Genomic DNA, 21,678 nt, shown 5'->3' with positions numbered 1-21,678 from the left:
ATGACTCACGACACACTGCCGCAATTCATGCGCGATCGCGGCGCGCTTCGCGGCGTGACCGTACTCGACCTGACGCGCGTGGTCGCAGGCCCCTACTGCGCGATGCTGCTCGCCGATCTCGGCGCGACGGTCATCAAGATCGAGCATCCCGCCGATCCAGATCTCACCCGCGAGTTTCCTCCCTTGCACGACGAAGACGGGGAACCCGTCAGCGGCTTCTTCGCGCAGTTCAACCGCAACAAGCTCGCCGTGTCCCTCGATCTCAAGCAACCCGACGGCCGCGCCACGTTCTTGAAAATGGTCGAAAAGGCCGACGTGGTCATCGAAAATTTCCGGCCGGGCACGATGGACCGCCTCGGCATCGGCTACGAGACGCTGAGAAAGATCAACCCGGCGCTCGTGTTCACGGCGATCAGCGGCTTCGGCCAGCGCGGCCCCAATGCGGCGCGACCGGCCTTCGACAGTAGCGCGCAGGCATCGGGCGGCTTGTGGTCGATGAACGGCACCGTGGAGGAGCCGATGCGCGTGGGCACGGTCCTGGGCGATCTGTCGGCGGCGCTGTACGCGGCCATCGGCACGCTCGCCGCGTTGCGCGAAGCCGAACGTGGCGGGGCCGGAACCGGATCCGGCCAGCTAGTCGATATATCGCAGCAGGACTCCATCGTCTCGCTCACGGAGAACGCGCTCGTCACCTACACGGCGACGGGGAAGGTCACTGTACCCGAAGGCAATGGGCATCCGTTCGTCAAGCCCTACGGCCGCTATGCGTGCAAGGACGGCTTCGTCTTCTTTGGCGCCTACACCGACAAGTTCTGGCGCGAGGCCTGCACCGTGTTCGGCGACACGGAGTTGGCGAACGATCCCGACACCGCGACGATGGCGAAGCGCTTTCTGCCAGAGAACTATCGACGCAAGGTCGACCCCGCCGTGCGCCGCTGGCTTGCGGAGTACACCAAGGCCGAACTCGAAGCAATGACCGGCGACCGGTTTCCGCTCTCGCCGATCAAGGGCATCGACGAAGTCGTTGACGATCCGCATCTGCGCGAGCGTGACATGGTCGTGCCGGTGCGCTATCGAGGGACGACATTCGACGTGTTCGGCAATCCCGTCAAGCTCTCGAACGGCACCTTCGAACACGGCGCGAGCGCGCCCGTTGTCGGGCAGCACAACGACGCGGTGTATCGCAGCTGGCTCGGCCTGTCTGAAAGCGAATACGCCGCGCTTCGTGCGCAAGGAGCAATCTGATGCCTGGCCCGAGCCTCATCACCGAGGACATGCGCAGCCGTATCGGCGCGACGCTGCCGCCCTTTCGCTTCGAAATCAGCCGCCAGGACGTGCGCAAGTACGCGGTCGCCACAGGTCAGCGTCAGGCCCGCTTTCTGTCGGGCGACGAAGCGCCGCTGCTGTTTCTCTTCAGTGCGATGATGCCCGTGCTGCCGCTCGATGCGCTGCGCGCCGATGGTCACGCGCCTGACAATCCGCTGATTCCGGAGCTGCCTCTCAAACGGATCATGGCCGGCGGGAGCGAATACGAGGTGCGTGGGCGTTTGCGCGCAGGCGATGTGCTGCACTGCACGCAGACGCTCGTCGATCTCTTCGAAAAGCAGGGAAGCGACGGTCCGCTGATTTTCCTCGTGTTCGAAAACCGCTTCGACGACGATTCGGGACATACGGTCGTGATCGAACGACTGACGAGGATCGCACGATGAAGTACGACCACGACACGAACGACCTTCGGCTGCCGTTGCGCGAACACCGGGCGGATGCCGTGCAGCTTTTTCTCTACAACGCGGCGATCTGGAACGCGCATCGCATCCACTACGACCTGCCGTATGCGCAAGAGAAGGAGGGCCATCCCGCACTGCTGGTGGACGGTCCCTTGCAGGGCGACTGGCTGATGCAACTCGTCTACGACTTCATGCGCGAGGACGACGAGCTACTCGCGTTCAGCTACAGCAATCGCCGCGCGGCATACGCGAACGAGTTGCTCACCGCGCACGGCGAAGTCGTGGACGAAGACTCGCAGCGTGTGCGGCTCGCGCTGCGCCTGGTCAATGCCACGGGCGATGTGACCACGACGGCCAGAGCGGATTTCCGGCGATCGCCGCGAGGTTAATCGCCTCTATAGCGGTATGGCGCGCTTCGCATATCAAATGTGGGAGGCCTTGATTGGCGGGGCCACTACAAGCCCGCCAGCTTCGTCAACGCGGGCACGCTCAGCACGGCCGTGTAATAGCCCATGAACTGCACGCCTGTATTGAAGCCGAAGTGCCGAGAAAGCAGCCCGCCCAGCAGCCCCATGCTCAGAATCACAAGCAACCCGAGCAACGCGCCTTCCCACACGCTGATCACGACGATCAACCCGACGAAGGTTGCGATGATCGCCTCGTGACTCAGCTTCCTCGCCACGAACGACGCCGCGCGATGCGCATAGTTCATCGACAGCGGATACGCGATGAGCGCCGCCAGCACTACCGCCAGCAAGCCGTAGCCCAGGAACTGCCACGTGGTCATCATCGTGTGGAGATTGTTGATGTGTCCGGTCGCGGCATCGACGGTGAAGCGCGGCGGCGCATTGAAGAGCGGCGCGGCCGGCCCGGCCGCCACGGGACTCAGCGGCAGGCCGAACGCGATCAACGGAATCAGGGCCTCGGCGATATACGTCGCCTCGGTCACGCCGTTGCGCGCGGCGATGACCGTCGTCAGCCGGTGATACGCATGTTTCACGCGCGAGCCGACCAACTCGCCCAGCACCACCGTCATCGCAACCGGGCTGAACACGAAAGTCGCGCTGGATACGGCAGCGGTGGCGGCGGTCCATGCGCGTTGCTGACCGTCGAGGACCTTCAGCGGATTCGGGAAATACCCGCTCCAACCCTTGACGTCGGGCGCGAGCGAAAACGTGCGTACGCGTTCCCGGCTCATCTGCTTGCGGCCCGCGGGCGAGAGAATGGAGAACAGATCGGCCACGAGCGGCCCGATCGCGATGCCCAGAAAATAGCTCACCGACAGCTTCACGCCGTACTTGCCCGTCAGCGCCTGCAACGCGACGATCACCAGCACGAACGGCACGAGCAGCAGCACGGCAGCCCATCGTCCGGCGGAAAAATACGCGATCAGAATCGCCGCGATCAGAAACACCCAGGGCGCGGCCTTTGTGATGATCGGGCCGAACGGTGCGAGCAGCACCGCGAACAGCACGGCCAGCGGCACCGCGACGAAAGCGGCGATGATTGCGCCGGAAATCATCTTGCGCAGCGCGATATGCGGCACGCCGAGATTGCGCAGCATGGTCGCCTGTTGCAAAAGGGGCGTGGCGAGCGTGTCGCCTGGAATGCCGAGCAACGCGGTGGGGATCGCATGTGTCATGTGCTTCGACACCGCGCCCGCCATGAAAAACGAGAATACGCCCACAGGCGGCACGCCGAGCAGCACGACGAGCAGCGTCAACGGAGCGAGCGTGGTGGTCTCGTCAGTGCCGGATATCAGGCCGATACCCGCGAACACGACTGCGCCCATGAGTCCCATGCCCAGCGCGACGGCGAACTGACTGATCAGCGGTTCCATCATTGCGCTCCCGGTCGGCTCACGTTGCACTTGTCATCGCGCTTGTCCTCGCGCTTTTCATATTCGGCGAAAAGCTCGTAGAGACCCAGTTCCTTCATCTCCGCGACGACGGCGGGCGGCAGGTCGGCCACGCGGCCGAGACCGCCCGCTTCGTTTGCCAGTTGCGCGAGCACTTCCTGGCGGCCCGCATCTCCATGCGCCTCTTCGATTACCTCGCGTTTGGGCTTGAAGAGCCTGGCGCAGACGGCGCCGGACAACAGGCATCCGCCGAGTCCCACGAGCATCGCGTACGCGCGGGCCATCGCGGGATCGGGCACCGTGCTCCCGAGGATGCGGTTGGCGATCAGAAACGCGCCGAAGCTGATGACCACGCCGAGCACGACGGACCAGGCGAGATGCCGCGTATCGACGGTATCGCCCCACACTTCCACGAGTTGGTAATTGGCGCTGGCGACGCTCGCCGGCCGAAAGCCGCGTTCGTGCGCGGCGATTCCCTGTTCCATGTCTCTCGTCCTTTATCGGAGTTTCGTATCGTTTTTAATGCTCGACGATGCCGGCCATTCACGTGATCCGGTCAGTTGCGCTTCGAAGAATCAGGCATCGCGCGGGCCTTGCAGCAGCGTCATTGCGTGATCGACGCTCACGTTGCGCGCCGCCACCATCTTCTTCACCACCCAGTCGATATCCTGCCCCGCCGCACCCGCCGACAGCGCGATATTGCGTGCATGCAGTGCCATGTGGCCGCGCTGGATGCCCTCGGTCGACAGCGCGCGCAATGCGCCCATGTTCTGCGCGAGACCGACCGCCACCGCGGTCTCGCCCAGGTCCTGCGCCGAGCGCACGTCCATGACCTTGAGCGCGAGCCGCGAGAGCGGATGGGTCTTGGTCGCGCCGCCAACCAGTCCCACCGGCATCGGCATTTCGATGGTGCCGACGAGGTCGCCGTTGTTGGCCACTTCCCACGTGGTGAGCGACGTATAGCGACCGTTGCGGCTCGCATACGCATGCGCGCCCGCCTCGACCGCGCGCCAGTCGTTGCCGGTCGCGAGGATCACCGGATCGATGCCGTTCATGATGCCCTTGTTGTGCGTCGCTGCGCGATACGGATCAATGGCCGCGAACAGGTAGGCATCGACCACGCCCGCGATCACGTCTTCGCCTGAATACTCCTTCGTTTGCAGCGTCGCGGCGCTGTAGCTCACCTGCGCGCGCGCCAGTCGCAGATCGGCGAGATTCGACAGGATACGCAGGCGCACCTTACCGCCCGTAATCTCCTCGATACGCGCCGCGACCGTCTCGGCCATCGTGTTGACGGTGTTCGCGCCCATTGCATCGCGCACATCGACAATCAGATGCGCGACCACCATCGCGCCGCGCGGCGTGTCCGGGAACACGTGGACTTCGACATCGCGGCAGCCGCCACCGAGCCCGATCAACACCTGGTCACGCGCGTTCGCCATCTCGATCAGTTCGTCTCGATGCTTGAGGATCGAAAGGCGCGCGCCGTAGGGATCCGACACGCCGACCACTTGCACCTGCGCGCGCATCAGCGGCCCCGTGCTCGATGTCCGGAAGCCGCCCGCCTCGCGTGACAGCTTCGCCATGAACGAAGCCGCCGCAACGATCGAGGGCTCTTCCACCGCCATCGGCACCAACACGTCACGTCCGTTGATCTGGAAATAACCCGCGATCGCCATCGGCAACTCGAAGGTGCCGACCACGTTCTCGATCATGCCGTCCGCCGTCTCGATGGTCAGCGCGCCGGGCTTCTCCAGGAGCGCGCGCTCGGCCTCGTTCAGTCCGGCGATCTCCGCGATGTGATGCAAGCGTTGCGACGGCGACATGGCGCGGAAATTCGGCAGTTTCGAATCGATCATCGGTGTCTTCCTCTTCGCTCAGGCGTTTGAATTTGATGGATGCGCCGGGCTTGCGACCCGACGGCAAGTGAGCGAATATTAGGCCGACTGTACCTGCTCGAAAGATACAATTATGGGGAACAGTCTGGTATCTGTACCTGGTACGGATACACTCACTCTTCAAGCGGAGACTCGGATGCGCACCGAAAAGCCCAGCCTGTCGGCGACACTGGCGGACAATTTGGCTAAACAGATCACAGACGGTCTGCTGCGTGCCGGCGAACGCCTGCCCTCTATCAGGGAATATGCCGAGGCGAACGGTTGCTCGAAGAACACCGTGATCAGCGCCTTCGATGTGCTGACAGCCAACGGGCTGATCGAGCCGCGCCGGGGTTCGGGCTTCTATGTGTCGAGCGTGACCGCCCCGCCGCTGCAAACGGAAGACGCGCCGACACTCGATCGCGCGATGGATTCCGTCTGGCTGATGCGCGAACAGTTGCAGAGCAAACCGGATTTTCTGAATCTCGGCGAAGGCTTTCCGCCGATGGCGTGGCTCGAAGATACCCGGCTCGATCACTTTCATCAGCGCGTGGTGCGCACGGGCGTCGCGTCGCTGTTCAGATACGGCAGCCGTTTCGGTTATCTGCCCTTGCGCCAGCATTTGCAGCAAAAGCTCGCCGGCTACGAGATCGAAGCCGCGCCGCCGCAGATCGTGCTCACGCACGGCGCCAATCAGGCGATGGACATGGTCGTGCGTTACTTCGTCCGCGCGGGCGATACCGTGCTGGTCGACGATCCCGGCTATTACGCGCTGTTCGGCAAGCTCAAGTTGTCGGGCGCGAATATCGTGGGCGTGCCGCGCGGTGTGGATGGACCGGACATCGAGGCGCTGGAAGACCGTTTGCGGACGCATCGCCCGAAGCTGTTTTTTACGCAATCGGTCGGCCACAATCCGACCGCGACCGATATCAGCGCGGCGAAGGCTCATCGCATTTTGCAGCTGGCTGAAGCGTACGATCTGATCGTCGTCGAAAACGATTCGCTCGCCGATCTCAAGCCTCGTTCCGCTACGCGCATCTGCGCGCTCGACCAGTTGCGCCGCACGATTTATATCGGCAGCTTTTCGAAGTCAGTGTCTGCGGCGTTGCGGGTGGGCTTCCTGGCATGCGATGCTGCCCTCGCAAGCGATCTCGCGGACGTGAAGATGCTCACGCACGTCAGCAGCTCTGAATACTGCGAACGCACGCTGGATGCCATCCTCAGCGACGGCCACTACCTGCGGCATACCAATCGCCTGCAGGAGCGGCTCAAGCGCGCGACCGCCAACGGCGTGGATATTCTGACGGGACTCGGCGCGGAGATTTTCAAGGTCAGCGATCAGAGTCTCTATCTGTGGGCACGATTCCCCGGACGCGACGACTCCATTGCCTTCGCAAGCGAGATGCTCCAGCGACACGTTATTCTCGCGCCGGGAACGATCTTCTCGGCACAGGCGAATCGTGTTTCGCCATGGTGCCGGTTCAATGTGGGTTATCTCGGCGACACGCGGTTCTCACGAGCGCTCGACGGCTGACCGGGGTGGTTGGCATGTTAGTCCCTGGAAAGGCGTCTGTTGAAGAACTGAAGCCCTCGCATCAATCCCAAAGCGTCCATCCGTGTTCGGCTGAAGTGATGTTATGCATCGGCTTGACGACGCGCTCGACCAATGTCAGCAGAGAAGACTGTCACACGCGAGCTGCTTCACCAACGACAAATCGACATGCAGCAACGCCTTCTTGGTCACGAATCAAAGTTATCCGTCGGCATATCCGGGTTATCGATTGCCGCGACATGAAAGTCGTCGAGCGGCTCAGAAAGGCCGAGAATGATGCGATGCCCTTCGATCGCCGCGCCGAGCTCGTCGATCTTTTTACGATGTGCGACTGGCTGCGCATCGGTTCGGCAAGGGTCCGCTCAAATGGTCCGACGTCTACATGTCGGCGCTCGCAGCACAGCGCTCGCCGCGCCGCGCCGTATTAGTCGGAATGCCGATGTGATGCAGTGTGCAGGTCCCGCCTCCCCGTTCCACGGCTGCCCTTTTCTCGACCGTTGAATCTGCAAGAGCGTATGGGAGTCGAAGATCAGAAACGAAAGAGCGCCAGCGCTGGCCGTCCATCTACCGCTGAAGTCTGCGGCCGAGCGCGTTATTGCCCGTCGAACCGTTCACGCGCCCCGCCGACGCTGCGCATTACGGCTTCTGAACACCGCGCGTATTCAGATACACGGCGTACAAAGTCGATGTCGCGGCGATAAACAGACGGTTGCGGCGCGCACCGCCGAACGTCACATTCGCCACGGTCTCAGGCGTAAGAATCTTGCCGATGAGTTTGCCGCTGGAATCGAAGCAATGCACGCCGTCTCCCGCGGCGACCCACAGATTGCCGTCTTCGTCGAGACGAAAGCCGTCCGGCACGCCAGGATCGATCTCTGCGAACACGCGGCCGTTCTGTAAGCGACCATCGCTTGCGACATCGAACACACGGATATGATGCGGCGCGTCCGCTGCGTGCGAACGCCCCGAGTCGGCCACGAAAAGCTGCTTCTCGTCGGCGGAAAAAGCCAGGCCATTGGGCTTCACGAAATCGTCTGCGACGCGCGTGATTTCCTTCGTGTGCGGATCGATCCGATACACATGACATCCGCCAATCTCGCTCTCGGCTTTGTGACCTTCGTAATCCGTGAGAATTCCGTACGGCGGGTCCGTGAACCACACGCTGCCATCCGAGCGGACCACGACATCGTTCGGCGAGTTGAGGCGCTTGCCGTCGACACGGTCCGCCAGCACGCTGAGCGTGCCGTCCGGTTCGGTGCGCGTCACGCGCCGGTTGCCGTGTTCGCAAGTGACGAGCCGTCCTTCGCAGTCGCGCGTATTGCCGTTCGAAAATCCCGACGGATAGCGGAACACGCTCACATGGCCTGACTCCTCTTCCCAACGCAGCATGCGATTGTTCGGGATGTCGCTGAACACGAGATAGCGTCCATCGGCGAAATAGACCGGACCTTCTGCCCAGCGCATGCCCGTGTGCAGTGTCTCCATGCCGCAAACGGGAATAATGTACTTGGCGAACCGCTCGTCCAGCGCTTCGTAATAAGGCATCGTCATCTCCATTTATTTTTCGTGTCGCTTCACACTCGCCGCTTCATTCTTTAGCCGATGGCGCCTTGGGCTGGCGCCGGCGAATGTCCCAGTAATACGCTTCCACGTCCGTCAGATGACGGCGCATCTCGGCTTCCGCGCGGTCGGGATCGCGGGCGGCGATCGCATCGAATATGCGCCGGTGGCAAGTGATGGCCGCATTCAGCGCGTCGCCATGTTGCAGTGACGTATGGCGCTGATCCTGCAACACGCTCAGCACGCTGCGATACAGCGCATTGACGAGCGGATTGTGCGAGAGGCTGGCGATACCGAAGTGAAACTCGTCGTCGGTGGTGGCGAAGGCCGCTTTGTCGTTGCCGGTGGCTTCGTTCTCGCGGAGCAGGCTTTCGAGTTGCTTCAGGTCTTCTTCCGACGACCAGCGGCACGCCTCGCGCGCGAGCGCCACTTCCACGAACAGCCGCGTCTGCTGGAACGACTGCATGCCGTGCGGCGTCGAGGCGAACAGCAGCGCCGCACCCGACAAATGTTCGAGCAACTCCATCGGGTCCGGCTCGACCACGCGCGATCGCTCGCCCGCGCTGACCGAAATGAGTCCCTTCTTGTTGAGCCAGAGCAGCGCTTCGCGCACGGCCGGACGTCCCACGCCGAAGCGGTCCATCAGTTCGCGCTCGGACGGCAACGGGTCGCCCACGCCGACCTCGCCCGAGAGAATCATTGCCTCGAGGTGTTGCGCGACCTGATCGAACAGACGCTGGCGCTTGATGATCGGCGGGGGCGAACTAGACATGGGGACGGTCCGTTTTTATCTGCAAAACGTGCAATGCTACACGCTCTGCTCTTCACTCATGATGCGCCGTTTGGCAGCGACGAGCGCGGCGAGCACGCGGTCGCGCCACGCACGGCGCGCGGGCAGCGCATCGGCCGCGGTCAGGGTGCGGCGCTGCTTTTCGACTTCGGCGATGAGCGGCGCGCTCCATTCGCGCGGATCGGCTTGCTCCTTCGCGAGGCCGTGATACATCGGCCCGAGATTGCGGCAATATTCGGCCACGCCCTGTTGCGCGTTCAGATCGATGGTCTCGAACGGGCCCATGAAGAACCAGCGCAGGCCGAGTCCGTCGGCGACCGCACGATCGACGTCCGTTGCGCTGCACAGTCCGTCCTCGACGAGACGGAACGCCTCGCCCAGCATCGCGCTCTGCAAGCGGTTGACGACGAAGCCATTGATCTCGCGCGCCAGGCGAATCGGCGACTGGCCGATGCGCTCCATCAGTTCGGCGGCGCGCTCGACCGCGGCAGCGTCGGTCCACGGCGCGGGCACCAGTTCCACCAGCGGAATCAGATGCGGCGGATTGATCGGATGCACGACCAGGCAGCGCGCGCGATGCTTCAGATGATCCGTGAACGACGACGCGGGCAGCCCCGAGGTCGAACTGGCGAGAATCGTTTCGGGCGCGGCGATGGCATCGAGTTTTTCGTAAAGCTCGCGTTTGATCGCGAGCCGTTCGGGCGCGCTTTCCTGCACGTAGTCCGCGCCGGCGAGCGCCTCTTCCAGCAACGCGCACGGACGAAGCCGCGCGACGATGGTGTCCACATCGTCACCATTGCCGAGACCCGCTTTCGCAAGACTTTCGCTGCCGCTGCGGACGAACGCGAGCGCCTGTTCGACGGCGGCGGCCGAGGCGTCCCAGACGGCGACCTCGAAGCCCGCGCGCGCGAAAACCAGCGCCCACGACGAACCCACTACTCCGCATCCGACGACTGCAATTCGTGTCATGTAACTCACTCCCTGATTGAATGTTCTGGTGCTGCATGCCCATCGGTGCGCGCATCAGCCCGCGGCTTTCACGGCGGCCTTGCGGCGACGGATGGAGGCGTACACGGAAAGCGCGACCGCGACGATCAGAATGCCGCCATTGAAGAAATATTCGACATAGAACGGCGCGCCGAGCTGTTGCACGCCCGAGAACGAAAACGCGACGATCAGAATGGCCAGCACGGTGCCCCCGACATTCACGCGGCCCGGACGGATCGAGGTCGCGCCGAGCAGCGAGCCGGCGAACGCGGGCAACAGGTATTCAGCGCCCACCGACGGGGTGCCCGAGCGCAGGATGCTGCCGAGCAACACGCCCGCGATCGCGCACAACAAGCCCGAAGCCGCGAACGCACCGCCGATATAGCGTCCCGTGCGCAGGCCCGACAATTCGGCGGCGCGCGCATTCGAACCGATCACATAGAGGCTGCGTCCGATCGGCAGGCGTTCGAGCACGATCCACAGCACGATGGCGACGATCGCCACGAACACCGCCGGCAGCGGCACGTAGCCAATGATCTGCGAGAGATTCGTGTAGCCCTCCGGCAGGTCGAAACCGGCGATCTGCTGCCCGCCCGTGTACCAGTTCGAGACACCGTAGAGCAGCGAGCCCATGCCCATCGTCGCGATGAACGAATCGATCTTGAAGCGCGTGACGAGTACGCCGTTGATGCCGCCGACGACGAGTCCGATCAGGATCACGATCGCCGCCGCGACCGGCCACGGCAGATGCGAATTCACCTGCAATCCGACCACGAGAACCTGCGCCATGCCGACGTGATAACCCACCGACAAGTCGAAGCGGCCGGTGGCGAGCGGCAGCATTACTGCAAAGGCGAGCAGCGCCGTGACCGACTGGCTCGTCAGCAAATTGCCGATGTTGCCGCTCGATAAGAATGTCGCGGGCCGCAGCGCGAAGAACACTGCGAGCACGAGCAGGAAGACGAATGCCAGCCCGTAAGTGGCGACGATATCCGCGAGTTGCTTGCGCGGCGGACGCGCGCCCGGCCGCGACGGTGCGCCCGAGGGAGTGTGAGTGCTGGTGCCGTTCATACGCTATCCAATTGATTGAGCAAGGTTCGACGAAGCGCCGCCGTGATCGTGGTCGCTCATCGACGAAGCGGCGATGAGCGCGTCCATCGACAGCGCCGCGCCGCCGACTTCGGCGACCACGCGGCCGCGATCGATGACGAGCACGCGATCCGCGACGGCCGCGACTTCCTCGAGGTCCGACGACACCACGATCACTGCCGCGCCGGCCGCTGCGGCCGCACGCAACATCTGGTGGATCGCGAGCTTCGCGCCGATGTCGACGCCCGCAGTCGGTTCTTCGAGAATGACCACGCGGGCGCGCGCTTCGAGCCAGCGCGCGAGCACGACTTTCTGCTGATTGCCGCCCGAGAGCCAGTCGATGAGCGAGGCCGGATTGCGCGGCCGGACATCGAACTGGTCGAGCCGCGCGCGCACGATGTCGCGTTCGGCGGCGGGCCGCTGCGCCTCCCAGATGGTGCGTTTCGCGAGCAGCGGATTGGGAAACAGGTTCTCCGCGAGCGTCATGCCGGGAAAGGTGCTTTCGCGCATGCGGTCGCCCGCCAGCAGCACGATGCCCGCTTCAATGCGTTCGCGGATGCCGTCTTTCGCGGGCAGCGCGTGACCGTCGAGCAGCACGCGCCCCGCTTCCGCCTGCAGCGCGCCGAAGATCGCGCGCCCGGCCGCCTCCTGTCCGCCGCCGCGCAAACCGACGAGGCCGAGCACTTCGCCGGGACTTGCGTCGAAACTGAGCGGGCCGCGCCCCTCGACCATCAGCGACTCGACACGCAACACGGGTGTGGCGCGCGTGGCGTCGGTGCGATCGCTTTCGATATGCTGGAAGGCGCGCCCGAGCATCTGCTCGACAAGCTTTTCGACGCGCGTGTCGGCGATCGCCGTCGTATGCACGTGACGTCCGTCGCGAAACACGGTGACGCGATCGGCCAATCCGAACAGTTCGTTCAGCCGATGCGACACGTAGATGATGCTCGTGCCCGCATCGCGCAGACGGCGCACGGCCTCGAAGAGGCGTTGCGCGTCCGCTTCAGGCAGCGCGGCGGTCGGCTCGTCCAGCACCAGCGCGCGCGGCTTGCCCGCCAGACCGCGCACGATACCGAGAATCGCCTTCTCCGCGAGACTCAGTGTGACGACGAGGCGCTCCGGATCCGGCGGCTCGATGTCCATCGCGGCGTACAGGCGCGTGGCCTGCCGCATGGTTTCGGGCCAGTCGATCAGGCCGCCCTTCTTCGGATAACCCGCGATCAGCGCAATGTTTTCGCCGACCGTGAGGTCATCGACAAGCGCGAGATCCTGGTGCACGAACGCGATCGGCAATGCGTCCACGGCGGGATCGACCGGCGCGCCGTCGAGCAGGAATTCGCCGCCGTCGGCCTGATACACGCCCGCGAGAATCTTGATGAAGGTGGACTTGCCCGCGCCGTTTTCACCGATCAGCGCGTGGATTTCGCCGCGTCGCAACTCGAACGACGCGGCGTCGAGCGCGAGCGCGCCGAAAAAGCGCTTGGTGACGCCGCGTGCGACGAGCAGTTCCGTCGTGCCCGCACTCATGTCAGCTCCCCGCGCCGGCGGCGCAGGCCGTCTGTGTGCCCTTCCAGATGTTCTGGTAGTGACACGCGAAGCCGTTGCTCGGGATGAACTCGTTGCTCTTGCCACCTTCCTTGTCGGCGTTTTCCTTGGTGACAAGATAGGTCGGCTGCACGAACTTCGACGGTTCCTGGCCGGCCATCGCGCGCACCACCGAATCGACCGCCTGGTAGCCGAACAGCGTGCTCGGCTCGGGCACGGTCGCGACTTCGTATTCGCCCTTGCGGATCATGTCGTAGGCGGACGGCGGGCCGTCGGAACCGACGAGTTTCACTTCGTCCGGCTTCACGCCCGATGCGCGCAGCGCCGACGCCACATACGGATAGAAGTTGTCGCAGCAGGTCGTGCCCCACCAGCCCTTGCCCTGATTGGCGACGATGCCCGACATCACGGACGGAATGCGGCGCGTCTGATCGGCGATCGGAATGTTGACCATATCGACGAACTTGCAGCCCGTGCACGACTTGATCGGATCGGTCGCGGCCTGTGCCTTGAAGCGCGCGATGGCGAAGCTGTTGTCGAGGAAGTGCAACTGTTTGGCCGTGCCGTTCGACTGCGCTATCACGTAAGCCGCCTGCGTCTCGCCGATTTCAGCGGGATTGGAGGTGATGTTGTTGAAAAGACCGAGCTTCGGATCGGGGCCGGGAAAAGCGGCGGCGTGAATGCCGATCACGGGAATGTTCTGCGCGATGGCCTGCTTGATCGGCACCTGCATGGCGCTGGCATCCGCCGACGTGACGATGGCCGCGGGCTTGAGCGACACGGCCTGCTGCATGGCGGCGAGCGTGCCGGTCACGGTGCCCTGCCCGTTCAGCGTGACGGCTTTCCAGCCGAGCGACTTGGCGGCTTCATCGACGCCGCGACCCCAGTTCACGAACGACACATACGACTGATCCGCCGATACGTAGACGATGGTCTGCGGCGTGGTCAGCGCCTTCGGCCCGGTCGTCGGACCGTTCCAGGCCGTTTGCGCCTGTGTGCGTTCTTTCACGATGGCCTTCGCCTCGTCCACGCTGATCGATTTGCGAATCTGCGTCTCCGGCCACGCGGCGAACGGCGTTGCGCGCGTATCGGCAAGCGCGGCATGAGCGCTCAGAAGCCCCGCCGCTGCCAGACCAAGCGCGGCTGCCGCGCGTGTGAACCGGCTCGTGCGCCGGGATTGACCGAGCGCCGCTTGGCGCATCCGTTGTTGTTCGATGTCACCCACGTTTGTCTCCACCAGGTTTCACGCCCGGAACGGCCGCGTCTCCAACATTCGGGCCGGTAGCGTTCAACTAGTATGACAGGTTGACATGTTGACATGTCATACGGGAAATCCCGAACGCACAATTTCACTTCATATGATCAGCGCTCAACGCCATTGCCGTGGAGCTTGCGGGGTGCGGGAACGGTCTTCTCCAGTGTGGAATTGAAGTTTTCCAAGGGCGTGCTCGTGCGCGACACGGTCACCGGTCGCGTCGTGGTGGAGTCGGTGCGTGAGGACAAGCCCATCTGCACGCTCGAGGTCGAGGTCATCAATCAAAAGGGCGAAATCTGCCTGAGCGGCACGACGACGACTTACACGATGCCGTTGAAAAAGGCCTGAGTTTCACTTGCTGTCTGATGGTCACGGCGACACACGGCCGGAAACTGCCTTTAGGTCCGACCGAGTTCTGGGGCCCGGTGGCTGCAACGGTTGCGCAGCAAACTCGCCAGACGGCGTTCCGCCCGGGTCACATCAGCATCATTTCGGTGTCACGCCTGGCTGGGCGATGTCGTTATGGATCCGCTTCGAAACAGTGTTCTCGCGCTGGTTCAACCGATGTTGTTCCCCGGCGGTCAGATGGCCGCCGTTCGCAGCGAGGTCGGCCCATCTCGCCTGATTGATGGATGCTTCGCGATTCTCGAGGTCATTGGCACCGTGCGCGGTGATCTGGCCGCTCTGCAGTCCCTCTTCTATACGGTCCTGCTGATTGGCCTCGCGGTTGCGTACTTCCTGAGAAAACGCCAAGAGCGGTGCGGCCACGATCAACGCAGCAGCGATCAGGCGAAGCGAGGTTGAGTTCATGCTCGTATCTCCTTCGAGGTGAGCGATGCGTTACACGAGTCGGAGCCGTTGATCCGTCGAACGAGAATGAAGCAACGGGTAACGGTTGATCGTGACACCGCAGCGGATATAGATCGATCTGATCTGACCGAAGCCGGAACCTCGTGGCATCGACGCTCAGCGTTCTGGATTGAGCGGCCGTCTTCTCCGCCGCGATTTTCCTGGCGTGCCGACCGCCCAACCGGAAGGTTGCACAGGCGATCGAACGCGGGCCATGCCCAACACCGGTGCATCGATAACGCGCTGATATGCATCGACCGGCGAAGATCAATCTCCGCCAAAAACCGCCCATGTTCCGCGTGACCTGAACCTTCCATCGTGCTGGCCAAATATCCTGCACGGTTGGCGGAGTTTCAGCGCGACTGTGCATGTTCGCGGCGAATTTGGCTTCCTACATTGGCCACAACTTTTACCGCTCGGCAAAACTCCATCGTTGAGTTGGACGAGCGCGAGGCTGACGGTTTCGGAGCCGATGTTGCCCCAGTGAAAAGGTCGCACTGAAAAATTGTGGCTGGAACTCGACATCCACGCCGGTTGTACGTCGATATTTGGCTTTCTAGAGTGCACCTGATCCTTCCGCGAACACTGCGGGCCTCCGATACCACCCTCGTTCAGTGCTGGCCCCCACCCCTCTGCACCCGGAGTTCGAGATGCTTAGAAACTACTTCCCGAAGTGGCAAGTTCCTGCCAATCGTGGGCCAAATGAACCTGTCGGACCCGACGAGCGCTTGCCCTGGGGACCGACGATCGCCATGGGCATGCAGCATGTCGTCGCCATGTTCGGCGCGACCGTTATCGCTCCCCTCATCATGGGCTTCGATCCGAACGTCGCCATTCTCATGTCGGGCGTCGGCACGCTGGTGTTCTTTTTCATCGTCGGTGGACGGGTGCCCAGCTACCTCGGTTCCAGCTTCGCCTTCATCGGTGCGGTGGTGGCCGTAACGGGCTACGCAGGGCACGGCGCCAACCTCTCGCTGCCGGTCGCGCTGGGAGGAATCATCGTATGCGGCGCCATTTATGCACTGATCGGCCTGGCGGTCATGGCCGTCGGGACGAACTGGATCGAGCATGTGATGCCGCCCGTGGTCACCGGCGCAGTCGTTTCGGTACTCGGGCTCAACCTGGCCGGCGTGGCCGTGAAAGGCATCAGTCACACCCTCTTCGATGGCGTCTTCGGTCTCGTGACCATCGTGCTGATCACCGCCGTGGCTGTGCGCGCACGCGGACTCCCGCAACGCCTGATGTTGCTGCTCGGCGTGATCTCCGCTTATGCCCTGTACGTGTTGTGCACGAATGGACTGGGTTACGGCAAGCCGGTCGACTTTGCTCCCGTGATGAATGCCGCATGGCTGGGCCTTCCCCGGTTCGCCTCGCCTGTTTTCTCGTCGCATGCGGCGCTCATGATGGCGCCTATCGCGATCATCCTGGTGGCGGAGAATCTCGGGCACGTCAAGGCCGTCGGCGCGATCACGGGCAAGAATCTGGATGCCTATGCGGGCCGTGCATTTCTTGGCGATGGCCTCGCAACCATCCTCTCCGGCTCGGTCGGCGGAACGGGCGTAACCACTTATGCTGAAAACATCGGTGTGATGGCCGTCACCAAGATCTATTCGTCGCTGACGTTCGTGATCGCCGCTCTGGTCGCCATCTTCCTCGGATTCTCGCCCAAGTTCGGGGCAGTCATCCTGACCATTCCGTCACCCATCATGGGTGGCGTCTCGGTCGTGGTGTTCGGTCTCATCGCCGTGGCAGGCGTGCGTATCTGGACCAATCACCGCGTGGATCTGTCGTCGAACCGGAATCTCATTGTGGGTGCAACCATCTTCATCCTGGGAACCGGCGATTTCACCATGACGTTCTTCGGCTTTTCGCTGGGCGGCATCGGCACCGCAACGTTCGGGGGCATCGCACTCCATGCGATTGCTCGTGCACTCAGCCGGGATCCCATCGTGACGCCGGCGGCGGACGAAGGCATGCCGGTATTCGAAGTCAGCAGCCCGACGTCTCGCCATTGAGTCATGGTGGCGTGGCCGGGTGGGAGCGCACATTCACTCGATCTCTCACGCGGCCAAGCCGTCACGGCTCAGTCCCACGAAGCGTCCTTGATGTATTCAAGCGGCGACTGACCCGTGGCCGCATGGAACGCCGAGACGAACGCCGAAGGGCTCGCATAGCCGGCGGCGCTCGAAGCGCTCTTGACCGAGCGGCCACAGAAGAGCAAGGCAATCGTTGCTGCTACCTGGAGTCGCAGGCGCCAGCTCCGGAAGCTCATGCCCGTTTCATCGCGGAAGATGCGCGTCAGGGTCCGCTCACTGGCTCCCAGCACCTCGCCCCATTCCTTCAGCGTGCGTTGATCGTGAAGTGCGGAGACGAGCCTGAACGCAATGGGCCGGGCTCGACGGTCCTGCGGTACGGGAACGCCCGCAAGGAACTGGTTGAGTCTGACATCGGCTTCGTCCGTCGAGATGGCCCGTGTCTGGGTGAACGTGCGGATCAGACGGTCTTGCACGGCCGCGTCATGATCACCGGAGAGCGCCGGCACGACCTTGCGAATGAGTGGTCTGGACGCGTCCAGGCCACTCAACCCCGGATCGTCATGCTGTATGCAGATCGTCCGCAACGAGGCATGCGTGTTCGCGACAACGGTGTGCATGACACCCGCACGAATGTAAGCAGCGTGCGACTGGGGCACGATGCTCAGCCAGTCACGGACGAACAGGGCCACGGCGCCCTGCTCCGGGTTGAGCACCTGCGCGAATTCATGCGCATGCCAACCGACGACGGTGCCGTCGTCGAGCGTCTCTGTCAGGTCGATCTGTGGCTGCGACTCAGACAGACGAACATCCAGAGACGCCGACTCGATGAGTTTCGGTTTCGACCAATGCTGTTTCATATTCGGCAAGCACAGCCCGCAGCGGCAACGGCGCGGGGATTTTCGACACATCAGCCCACCGCGTGAGCAAGCGAGTGATATCGACGGGCAAAGTACACCAGTCCGCCATGAGGCGGGTCGCCATCGCGGATGGCGGCGACCTGGCAGAAGAACACATCATGCGTGCCTTGCCGGATCACTTCCACGACACGGCAATCGAACGCCACAAGTGCATCGTCGAGCACGGGCGCGCCAGTCGCCAGCTTACTCCATGTTCCGCTGGCAAACCGTTCGGCCGACGGGGTCTTGCCGCCAAACGCCCGGGACAGGTCCTCGTGCCGATCGCTCAAGGTATTGACGCATAGCACCTGGTTATCGAGCACGGGACCATACGACGACGATGTGCGATTCATGCAGACCAGCAGCGTCGGAGGCGTGTCCGTGACGCTGCACACCGCCGAAGCGGTGAATCCGCACCGGCCGGCGGGTCCGTCGGTGGTGATGACGTTCACTGCCGCTCCCAGGCGGGCCATCGCATCGCGGTAGATCGTCTGCGTCACGACAGACGCGGCGCTGCCGGCTGGCGTTCTTGTTGTATCGGGTGACATGGTGCTTCTCCTGTGATCCGGGGATAGGTGCCCCGGTGAGCGGTCCGTCGCCCGCCGGGGCATTCTTCATGCGACGTCCGGCTCAGACATAACGGCCGAAGTCTGCGATCACCCGGCATGACAGGCCGCTGAAGCCGCGCAGGCCAGTCCAGCCCGTGAAGATCCTGAAGTCCCCATCCTGCGCGGCGCGCGCGAGCTCGCCGATATTGTTGAGGTTCTCGATGATGTACACCCCGCCTTCTTCGGCGCGCCGGTCCGCCACGCCATGCTCGTCGCCGCGGCGCACGCCGGCGGCGTCGATGCCCAGGAAACTGACGCCCGCGCCAATCAGATGGTCGATGAGTTCCCAGGAAAGCTGCGGATGATCCTTGAAGTATTCGCGCGTCCCATAGCGGTGCTTCTCGAGGAAGCCGGTGTGGAAGATGGCGAAGTCGCCCGCCTCCGCAGGCTGGCCTTCGAGCACGCTGAGATCGACGTCCCGACCGGCGAAACGCGTCGCGTCATAGACCTTGCCCTGGCGGACGCAGAACTCGGGCGGAATCGGCGACTGCAGGTAGGTATCGAGGTGCGTGCCGATGTGTCCCGCCGACATGAAACTGTGCTGGTCCATGTTGGCTTTTCCGACCACCGGGTCGTTCATGTCGATTGAAAGGGTAAGGTCGTAAAGCATGGACGTCTTCGTGAGGTTGAGTGAGACTCCAGCTTAAAATCATGACTTGTCTGGAACTATCGAAATACTGCCAACCGTGTGAGGGAAAAAGTCAACGTGCCGCTTGCGTGCATGTGAACAATTTGAGGTAGAAGCCGCCACCGGAAATCAGACGCCATGTTCCGCGCGTCCTGTCGCATAGAACTGTTTCGGCGGACAACCGAAAAGCGAGCGAAAGGCGAAGATGAATGCGGAGGTGCTGCTGTAGCCCGATTCGAACGCCACTGTCGTCACGCTCATGCCATCCTTCAGCAGTTCCAGAGAACGAAGGAGCCGAAGTCTCTGCCGCCAGTGGTGCAGCGTCATTCCCGTCTCTTTCAGGAAATGCCTCGCAAGCGTCCGCTGCGAAACATGCAGCGTCTTCGCCCAATCGCTCACACCCAGCGTGTTTCCCGGTTCCTGCTGGATTTGCTCGCACATGGTGCGCAGCTTCGGGTCTTCAGGCAGCGGCAGATTGAGCGGCGCATCAGGCAATGCTTCGAGCAGGTCGAGCAGCACCTGCACCATCGCCCCTTCCTTGCCGTGTTCGTCGTAGGTCTCGCCGATGACCGAACACAAGTGATGAATGAACGCCCGAACGAGGTCGCTGACCATGACCACCCTGCATGTGAGCACGGTGCTCACGATGGCTGGCGCGTTGATATAGATGCTTTCGAGATCGACATCCTCTGCCGCCCAGACCGAGTGCGGCGTGTTCACCGGCAGCCACATGCCGAATTGCGGCGGAACGATCAGTGTTGAAGTGCGCACGCGCACGTGCATGATGCCCCGGCGGGCAAATGCAAACTGGCACCAGTCGTGTGCGTGGGGCTCGATCAGCGTGCCCGCCGGAATGCGATACGCGCGAAAGTACGCGGGGCGGGAGAATCCTTCCAATGGCGCCGTCTGCGCCCGGCGCGTGACATGGTCTGGTTTCCGTGCCTTCATGTCCCGTCTTGCTCGATAAGAGATGTTTGCTTGATCTGCATCGCTGCGCTTGCCCCTACCGGACCCTGCACGCAGTCTGAAAGCGCGGAAGGGAGACGCGAATGCGCCTCCCCTGAACGTCATGCGCGGCTCGGGACGCGGTCAGGCTATCTGCTGCAGCGCCTTGCGAACGGTTCCGAACAGCTCGTCGATCTGTGCCTCATTGATGATGAGCGGCGGCGAGAACGCCAGCGTATCGCCGGTGAAGCGGACAAGGACGCCCATCTCGAAGCACTTGAGGAATACCTCGTATGCGCGGGCGCCGGGCTGCCCGTCACGCGGCTCGAGTTCGACACCGGCGACGAGCCCGAGATTGCGAATGTCCTTCACATGGGGCGCACCATGCAGTTCATGCGCCGCTTCTTCGAACTGCGTCTCCAGACGGCCTGCGCGCTCGAAGAGTTGCTCGTGACGATAGATGTTCAGCGTGGCGATCGTCGCTGCCGCCGCGACGGGATGCGCGGAATACGTATAGCCGTGGAAGAATTCAATGGCGCCTTGAGATGCACCGCCGACCACGGTGTCGTGCACTTGCCGGCTCACTGCCACCGCCCCCATCGGGATGGCGGCGTTATTCAGCGCCTTGGCCATGGTGATGAGGTCCGGCGTAACCCCAAAGCGCTCGCTCGCCGTGGGCGCGCCGAGACGCCCGAAGGCGGTGATGACTTCGTCGAAGATCAGCAGAATGCCGTGCTTCGTACAGATCTCGCGCAACCGCTGCAGATAGCCGGCCGGCGGCACGAGCACGCCCGTCGACCCCGCCAGAGGCTCCACGATGACCGCAGCGATGGTCGATGCATCGTGCAAGGCGACGATGCGTTCCAGGTCGTCCGCCAGATGCGCGCCCCACGCGGGCTGTCCGCGCGTGAAGGCGGCTTCCGCGATGTTGAGCGTATGAGGCAGATGATCGACGGAGGGCAAGAGATTGCCCGAGAACGTCTTGCGATTCGGAGCAATGCCGCCGACCGAAATGCCGCCAAAGCCCACGCCATGATAGCCGCGCTCCCGTCCGATGAACCGCGTGCGCTGTCCTTCGCCGCGCGCGCGATGATAGGCGAGCGACATCTTGAGCGCCGTGTCGACCGATTCCGAGCCCGAGTTGGTGAAAAAAATGCGATCGAGTTCCGGCGGCATGAAGGCAGCGACCTTCTGCGCGGCTTCGAAGGCGAGCGGGTGTCCCATCTGGAACGTCGGCGCAAAGTCCATGCGCCCTAGCTGGGAAGCCACCGCATCCGCTATTTCATCGCGTCCGTGGCCTGCATTCACGCACCAGAGGCCCGCTGTGCCGTCGAGCACCTTGCGGCCATCGTCGGTCGTGTAGTACATGCCCTTCGCTTCGACGAACATGCGCGGTGCGGCTTTGAACTGGCGGTTTGCAGTAAAAGGCATCCAGAAATTCGAAAGATCATCAGTGAAGCTCATTGCGTTCTCCAG

General features: G+C 63.1%; 22 protein-coding genes. 7 read left to right on the top strand and 15 right to left on the bottom strand.

The genetic code is table 11. The features are described 5' to 3' along the window. The 3 genes from QCE88_RS30975 to QCE88_RS30965 are packed head-to-tail and all read left to right on the top strand — an operon-like array spanning position 1 to position 2,116. On the top strand, positions 1-1,245 hold the full coding sequence (locus QCE88_RS30975; protein WP_309909017.1) for a CoA transferase: 1,245 nt from the start codon (positions 1-3) through the stop codon (positions 1,243-1,245). After that, on the top strand, positions 1,245-1,709 hold the full coding sequence (locus QCE88_RS30970) for a MaoC family dehydratase N-terminal domain-containing protein (RefSeq protein ID WP_309909015.1): 465 nt from the start codon (positions 1,245-1,247) through the stop codon (positions 1,707-1,709). Before QCE88_RS30975 ends, QCE88_RS30970 begins: the two co-directional genes overlap by 1 nt. Next, a complete protein-coding gene (locus QCE88_RS30965) occupies positions 1,706-2,116 on the top strand; it encodes a hypothetical protein (protein ID WP_309909014.1) in 411 nt (136 codons plus the stop codon). Before QCE88_RS30970 ends, QCE88_RS30965 begins: the two co-directional genes overlap by 4 nt. 65 nt (positions 2,117-2,181) lie before the next feature. On the opposite strand, the gene QCE88_RS30960 is transcribed toward QCE88_RS30965, so the two are convergent. The 3 genes from QCE88_RS30960 to QCE88_RS30950 all read right to left on the bottom strand — a co-directional run bounded on the left by QCE88_RS30960 (position 2,182) and on the right by QCE88_RS30950 (position 5,444). Further along, positions 2,182-3,567 (bottom strand): tripartite tricarboxylate transporter permease, encoded by a 1,386-nt coding sequence (locus tag QCE88_RS30960; protein ID WP_309909012.1) that lies wholly within the window; start codon positions 3,565-3,567, stop codon positions 2,182-2,184. Continuing rightward, positions 3,567-4,070 (bottom strand): hypothetical protein, encoded by a 504-nt coding sequence (locus QCE88_RS30955; protein ID WP_309909011.1) that lies wholly within the window; start codon positions 4,068-4,070, stop codon positions 3,567-3,569. Before QCE88_RS30955 ends, QCE88_RS30960 begins: the two co-directional genes overlap by 1 nt. 90 nt (positions 4,071-4,160) lie before the next feature. Further along, entirely contained in the window at positions 4,161-5,444 is a 1,284-nt protein-coding gene (locus tag QCE88_RS30950) for a hydroxymethylglutaryl-CoA reductase, degradative (RefSeq protein ID WP_309909009.1), read from the bottom strand. Between the two features lie 175 nt (positions 5,445-5,619). Here QCE88_RS30950 and QCE88_RS30945 point away from each other — a divergent pair, with 175 nt between their 5' ends. Continuing rightward, complete coding sequence (locus QCE88_RS30945) at positions 5,620-6,996, top strand: PLP-dependent aminotransferase family protein (RefSeq protein ID WP_309909008.1); 1,377 nt, start codon at positions 5,620-5,622, stop codon at positions 6,994-6,996. 257 nt (positions 6,997-7,253) lie between these two features. Next, positions 7,254-7,442: a hypothetical protein gene (locus tag QCE88_RS30940; protein WP_309909006.1), complete on the top strand. Its 189-nt coding sequence runs from the start codon at positions 7,254-7,256 to the stop codon at positions 7,440-7,442. A gap of 208 nt (positions 7,443-7,650) precedes the next feature. Here QCE88_RS30940 and QCE88_RS30935 read toward each other — a convergent pair whose 3' ends face one another. The 6 genes from QCE88_RS30935 to QCE88_RS30910 are packed head-to-tail and all read right to left on the bottom strand — an operon-like array spanning position 7,651 to position 14,210. Then, positions 7,651-8,565, bottom strand: a complete 915-nt coding sequence (locus tag QCE88_RS30935; RefSeq protein ID WP_309910959.1) for an SMP-30/gluconolactonase/LRE family protein — start codon at positions 8,563-8,565, stop codon at positions 7,651-7,653. Between the two features lie 37 nt (positions 8,566-8,602). Next, entirely contained in the window at positions 8,603-9,346 is a 744-nt protein-coding gene (locus tag QCE88_RS30930) for an FCD domain-containing protein (protein WP_309909004.1), read from the bottom strand. 36 nt (positions 9,347-9,382) lie between these two features. Further along, the gene (locus QCE88_RS30925) at positions 9,383-10,333 is read right to left on the bottom strand and encodes a 3-hydroxyacyl-CoA dehydrogenase (RefSeq protein WP_309909002.1); all 951 of its coding nucleotides are present in this window, start codon (positions 10,331-10,333) and stop codon (positions 9,383-9,385) included. 54 nt (positions 10,334-10,387) lie between these two features. After that, on the bottom strand, positions 10,388-11,422 hold the full coding sequence (locus QCE88_RS30920) for an ABC transporter permease (RefSeq protein ID WP_309909000.1): 1,035 nt from the start codon (positions 11,420-11,422) through the stop codon (positions 10,388-10,390). Between the two features lie 3 nt (positions 11,423-11,425). After that, the gene (locus QCE88_RS30915) at positions 11,426-12,967 is read right to left on the bottom strand and encodes a sugar ABC transporter ATP-binding protein (RefSeq protein ID WP_309908999.1); all 1,542 of its coding nucleotides are present in this window, start codon (positions 12,965-12,967) and stop codon (positions 11,426-11,428) included. 1 nt (position 12,968) lies between these two features. Then, positions 12,969-14,210, bottom strand: coding sequence for a substrate-binding domain-containing protein (locus QCE88_RS30910; RefSeq protein ID WP_309908998.1), 1,242 nt, complete (start codon positions 14,208-14,210; stop codon positions 12,969-12,971). 201 nt (positions 14,211-14,411) lie between these two features. On the opposite strand from QCE88_RS30910, the gene QCE88_RS30905 reads away from it, so the two are divergent. Further along, a complete protein-coding gene (locus QCE88_RS30905; protein ID WP_309908997.1) occupies positions 14,412-14,588 on the top strand; it encodes a hypothetical protein in 177 nt (58 codons plus the stop codon). 138 nt (positions 14,589-14,726) lie between these two features. Here QCE88_RS30905 and QCE88_RS30900 read toward each other — a convergent pair whose 3' ends face one another. Further along, positions 14,727-15,050 (bottom strand): hypothetical protein, encoded by a 324-nt coding sequence (locus QCE88_RS30900; RefSeq protein WP_309908995.1) that lies wholly within the window; start codon positions 15,048-15,050, stop codon positions 14,727-14,729. Between the two features lie 689 nt (positions 15,051-15,739). On the opposite strand from QCE88_RS30900, the gene QCE88_RS30895 reads away from it, so the two are divergent. Beyond that, positions 15,740-17,104, top strand: coding sequence for a solute carrier family 23 protein (locus tag QCE88_RS30895; protein WP_309910956.1), 1,365 nt, complete (start codon positions 15,740-15,742; stop codon positions 17,102-17,104). 68 nt (positions 17,105-17,172) lie between these two features. Here the strand turns inward: QCE88_RS30895 and QCE88_RS30890 are convergent, their stop codons facing one another. The 5 genes from QCE88_RS30890 to QCE88_RS30870 all read right to left on the bottom strand — a co-directional run bounded on the left by QCE88_RS30890 (position 17,173) and on the right by QCE88_RS30870 (position 21,666). Then, positions 17,173-17,982: an AraC family transcriptional regulator gene (locus QCE88_RS30890; protein WP_309908994.1), complete on the bottom strand. Its 810-nt coding sequence runs from the start codon at positions 17,980-17,982 to the stop codon at positions 17,173-17,175. 50 nt (positions 17,983-18,032) lie between these two features. Beyond that, a complete protein-coding gene (locus tag QCE88_RS30885) occupies positions 18,033-18,569 on the bottom strand; it encodes a flavin reductase (RefSeq protein ID WP_409018254.1) in 537 nt (178 codons plus the stop codon). 82 nt (positions 18,570-18,651) lie between these two features. Continuing rightward, a complete protein-coding gene (locus QCE88_RS30880) occupies positions 18,652-19,239 on the bottom strand; it encodes a cyclase family protein (protein ID WP_309908991.1) in 588 nt (195 codons plus the stop codon). Positions 19,240-19,386: 147 nt separating this feature from the next. Further along, a complete protein-coding gene (locus tag QCE88_RS30875) occupies positions 19,387-20,205 on the bottom strand; it encodes a helix-turn-helix transcriptional regulator (protein ID WP_309908989.1) in 819 nt (272 codons plus the stop codon). A 141-nt stretch (positions 20,206-20,346) separates the two neighbouring features. Next, the gene (locus tag QCE88_RS30870; protein ID WP_309908987.1) at positions 20,347-21,666 is read right to left on the bottom strand and encodes an aspartate aminotransferase family protein; all 1,320 of its coding nucleotides are present in this window, start codon (positions 21,664-21,666) and stop codon (positions 20,347-20,349) included. Positions 21,667-21,678 lie beyond the last annotated feature (12 nt).

It is taken from the genome of Caballeronia sp. LZ035 (genome assembly GCF_031451175.1).
In the GTDB taxonomy this organism is placed as follows: Bacteria; Pseudomonadota; Gammaproteobacteria; order Burkholderiales; family Burkholderiaceae; genus Caballeronia.
The sequence above is the reverse complement of the archived record's forward strand: the minus strand, read 5'-3'. Positions and strand labels throughout refer to the sequence as shown.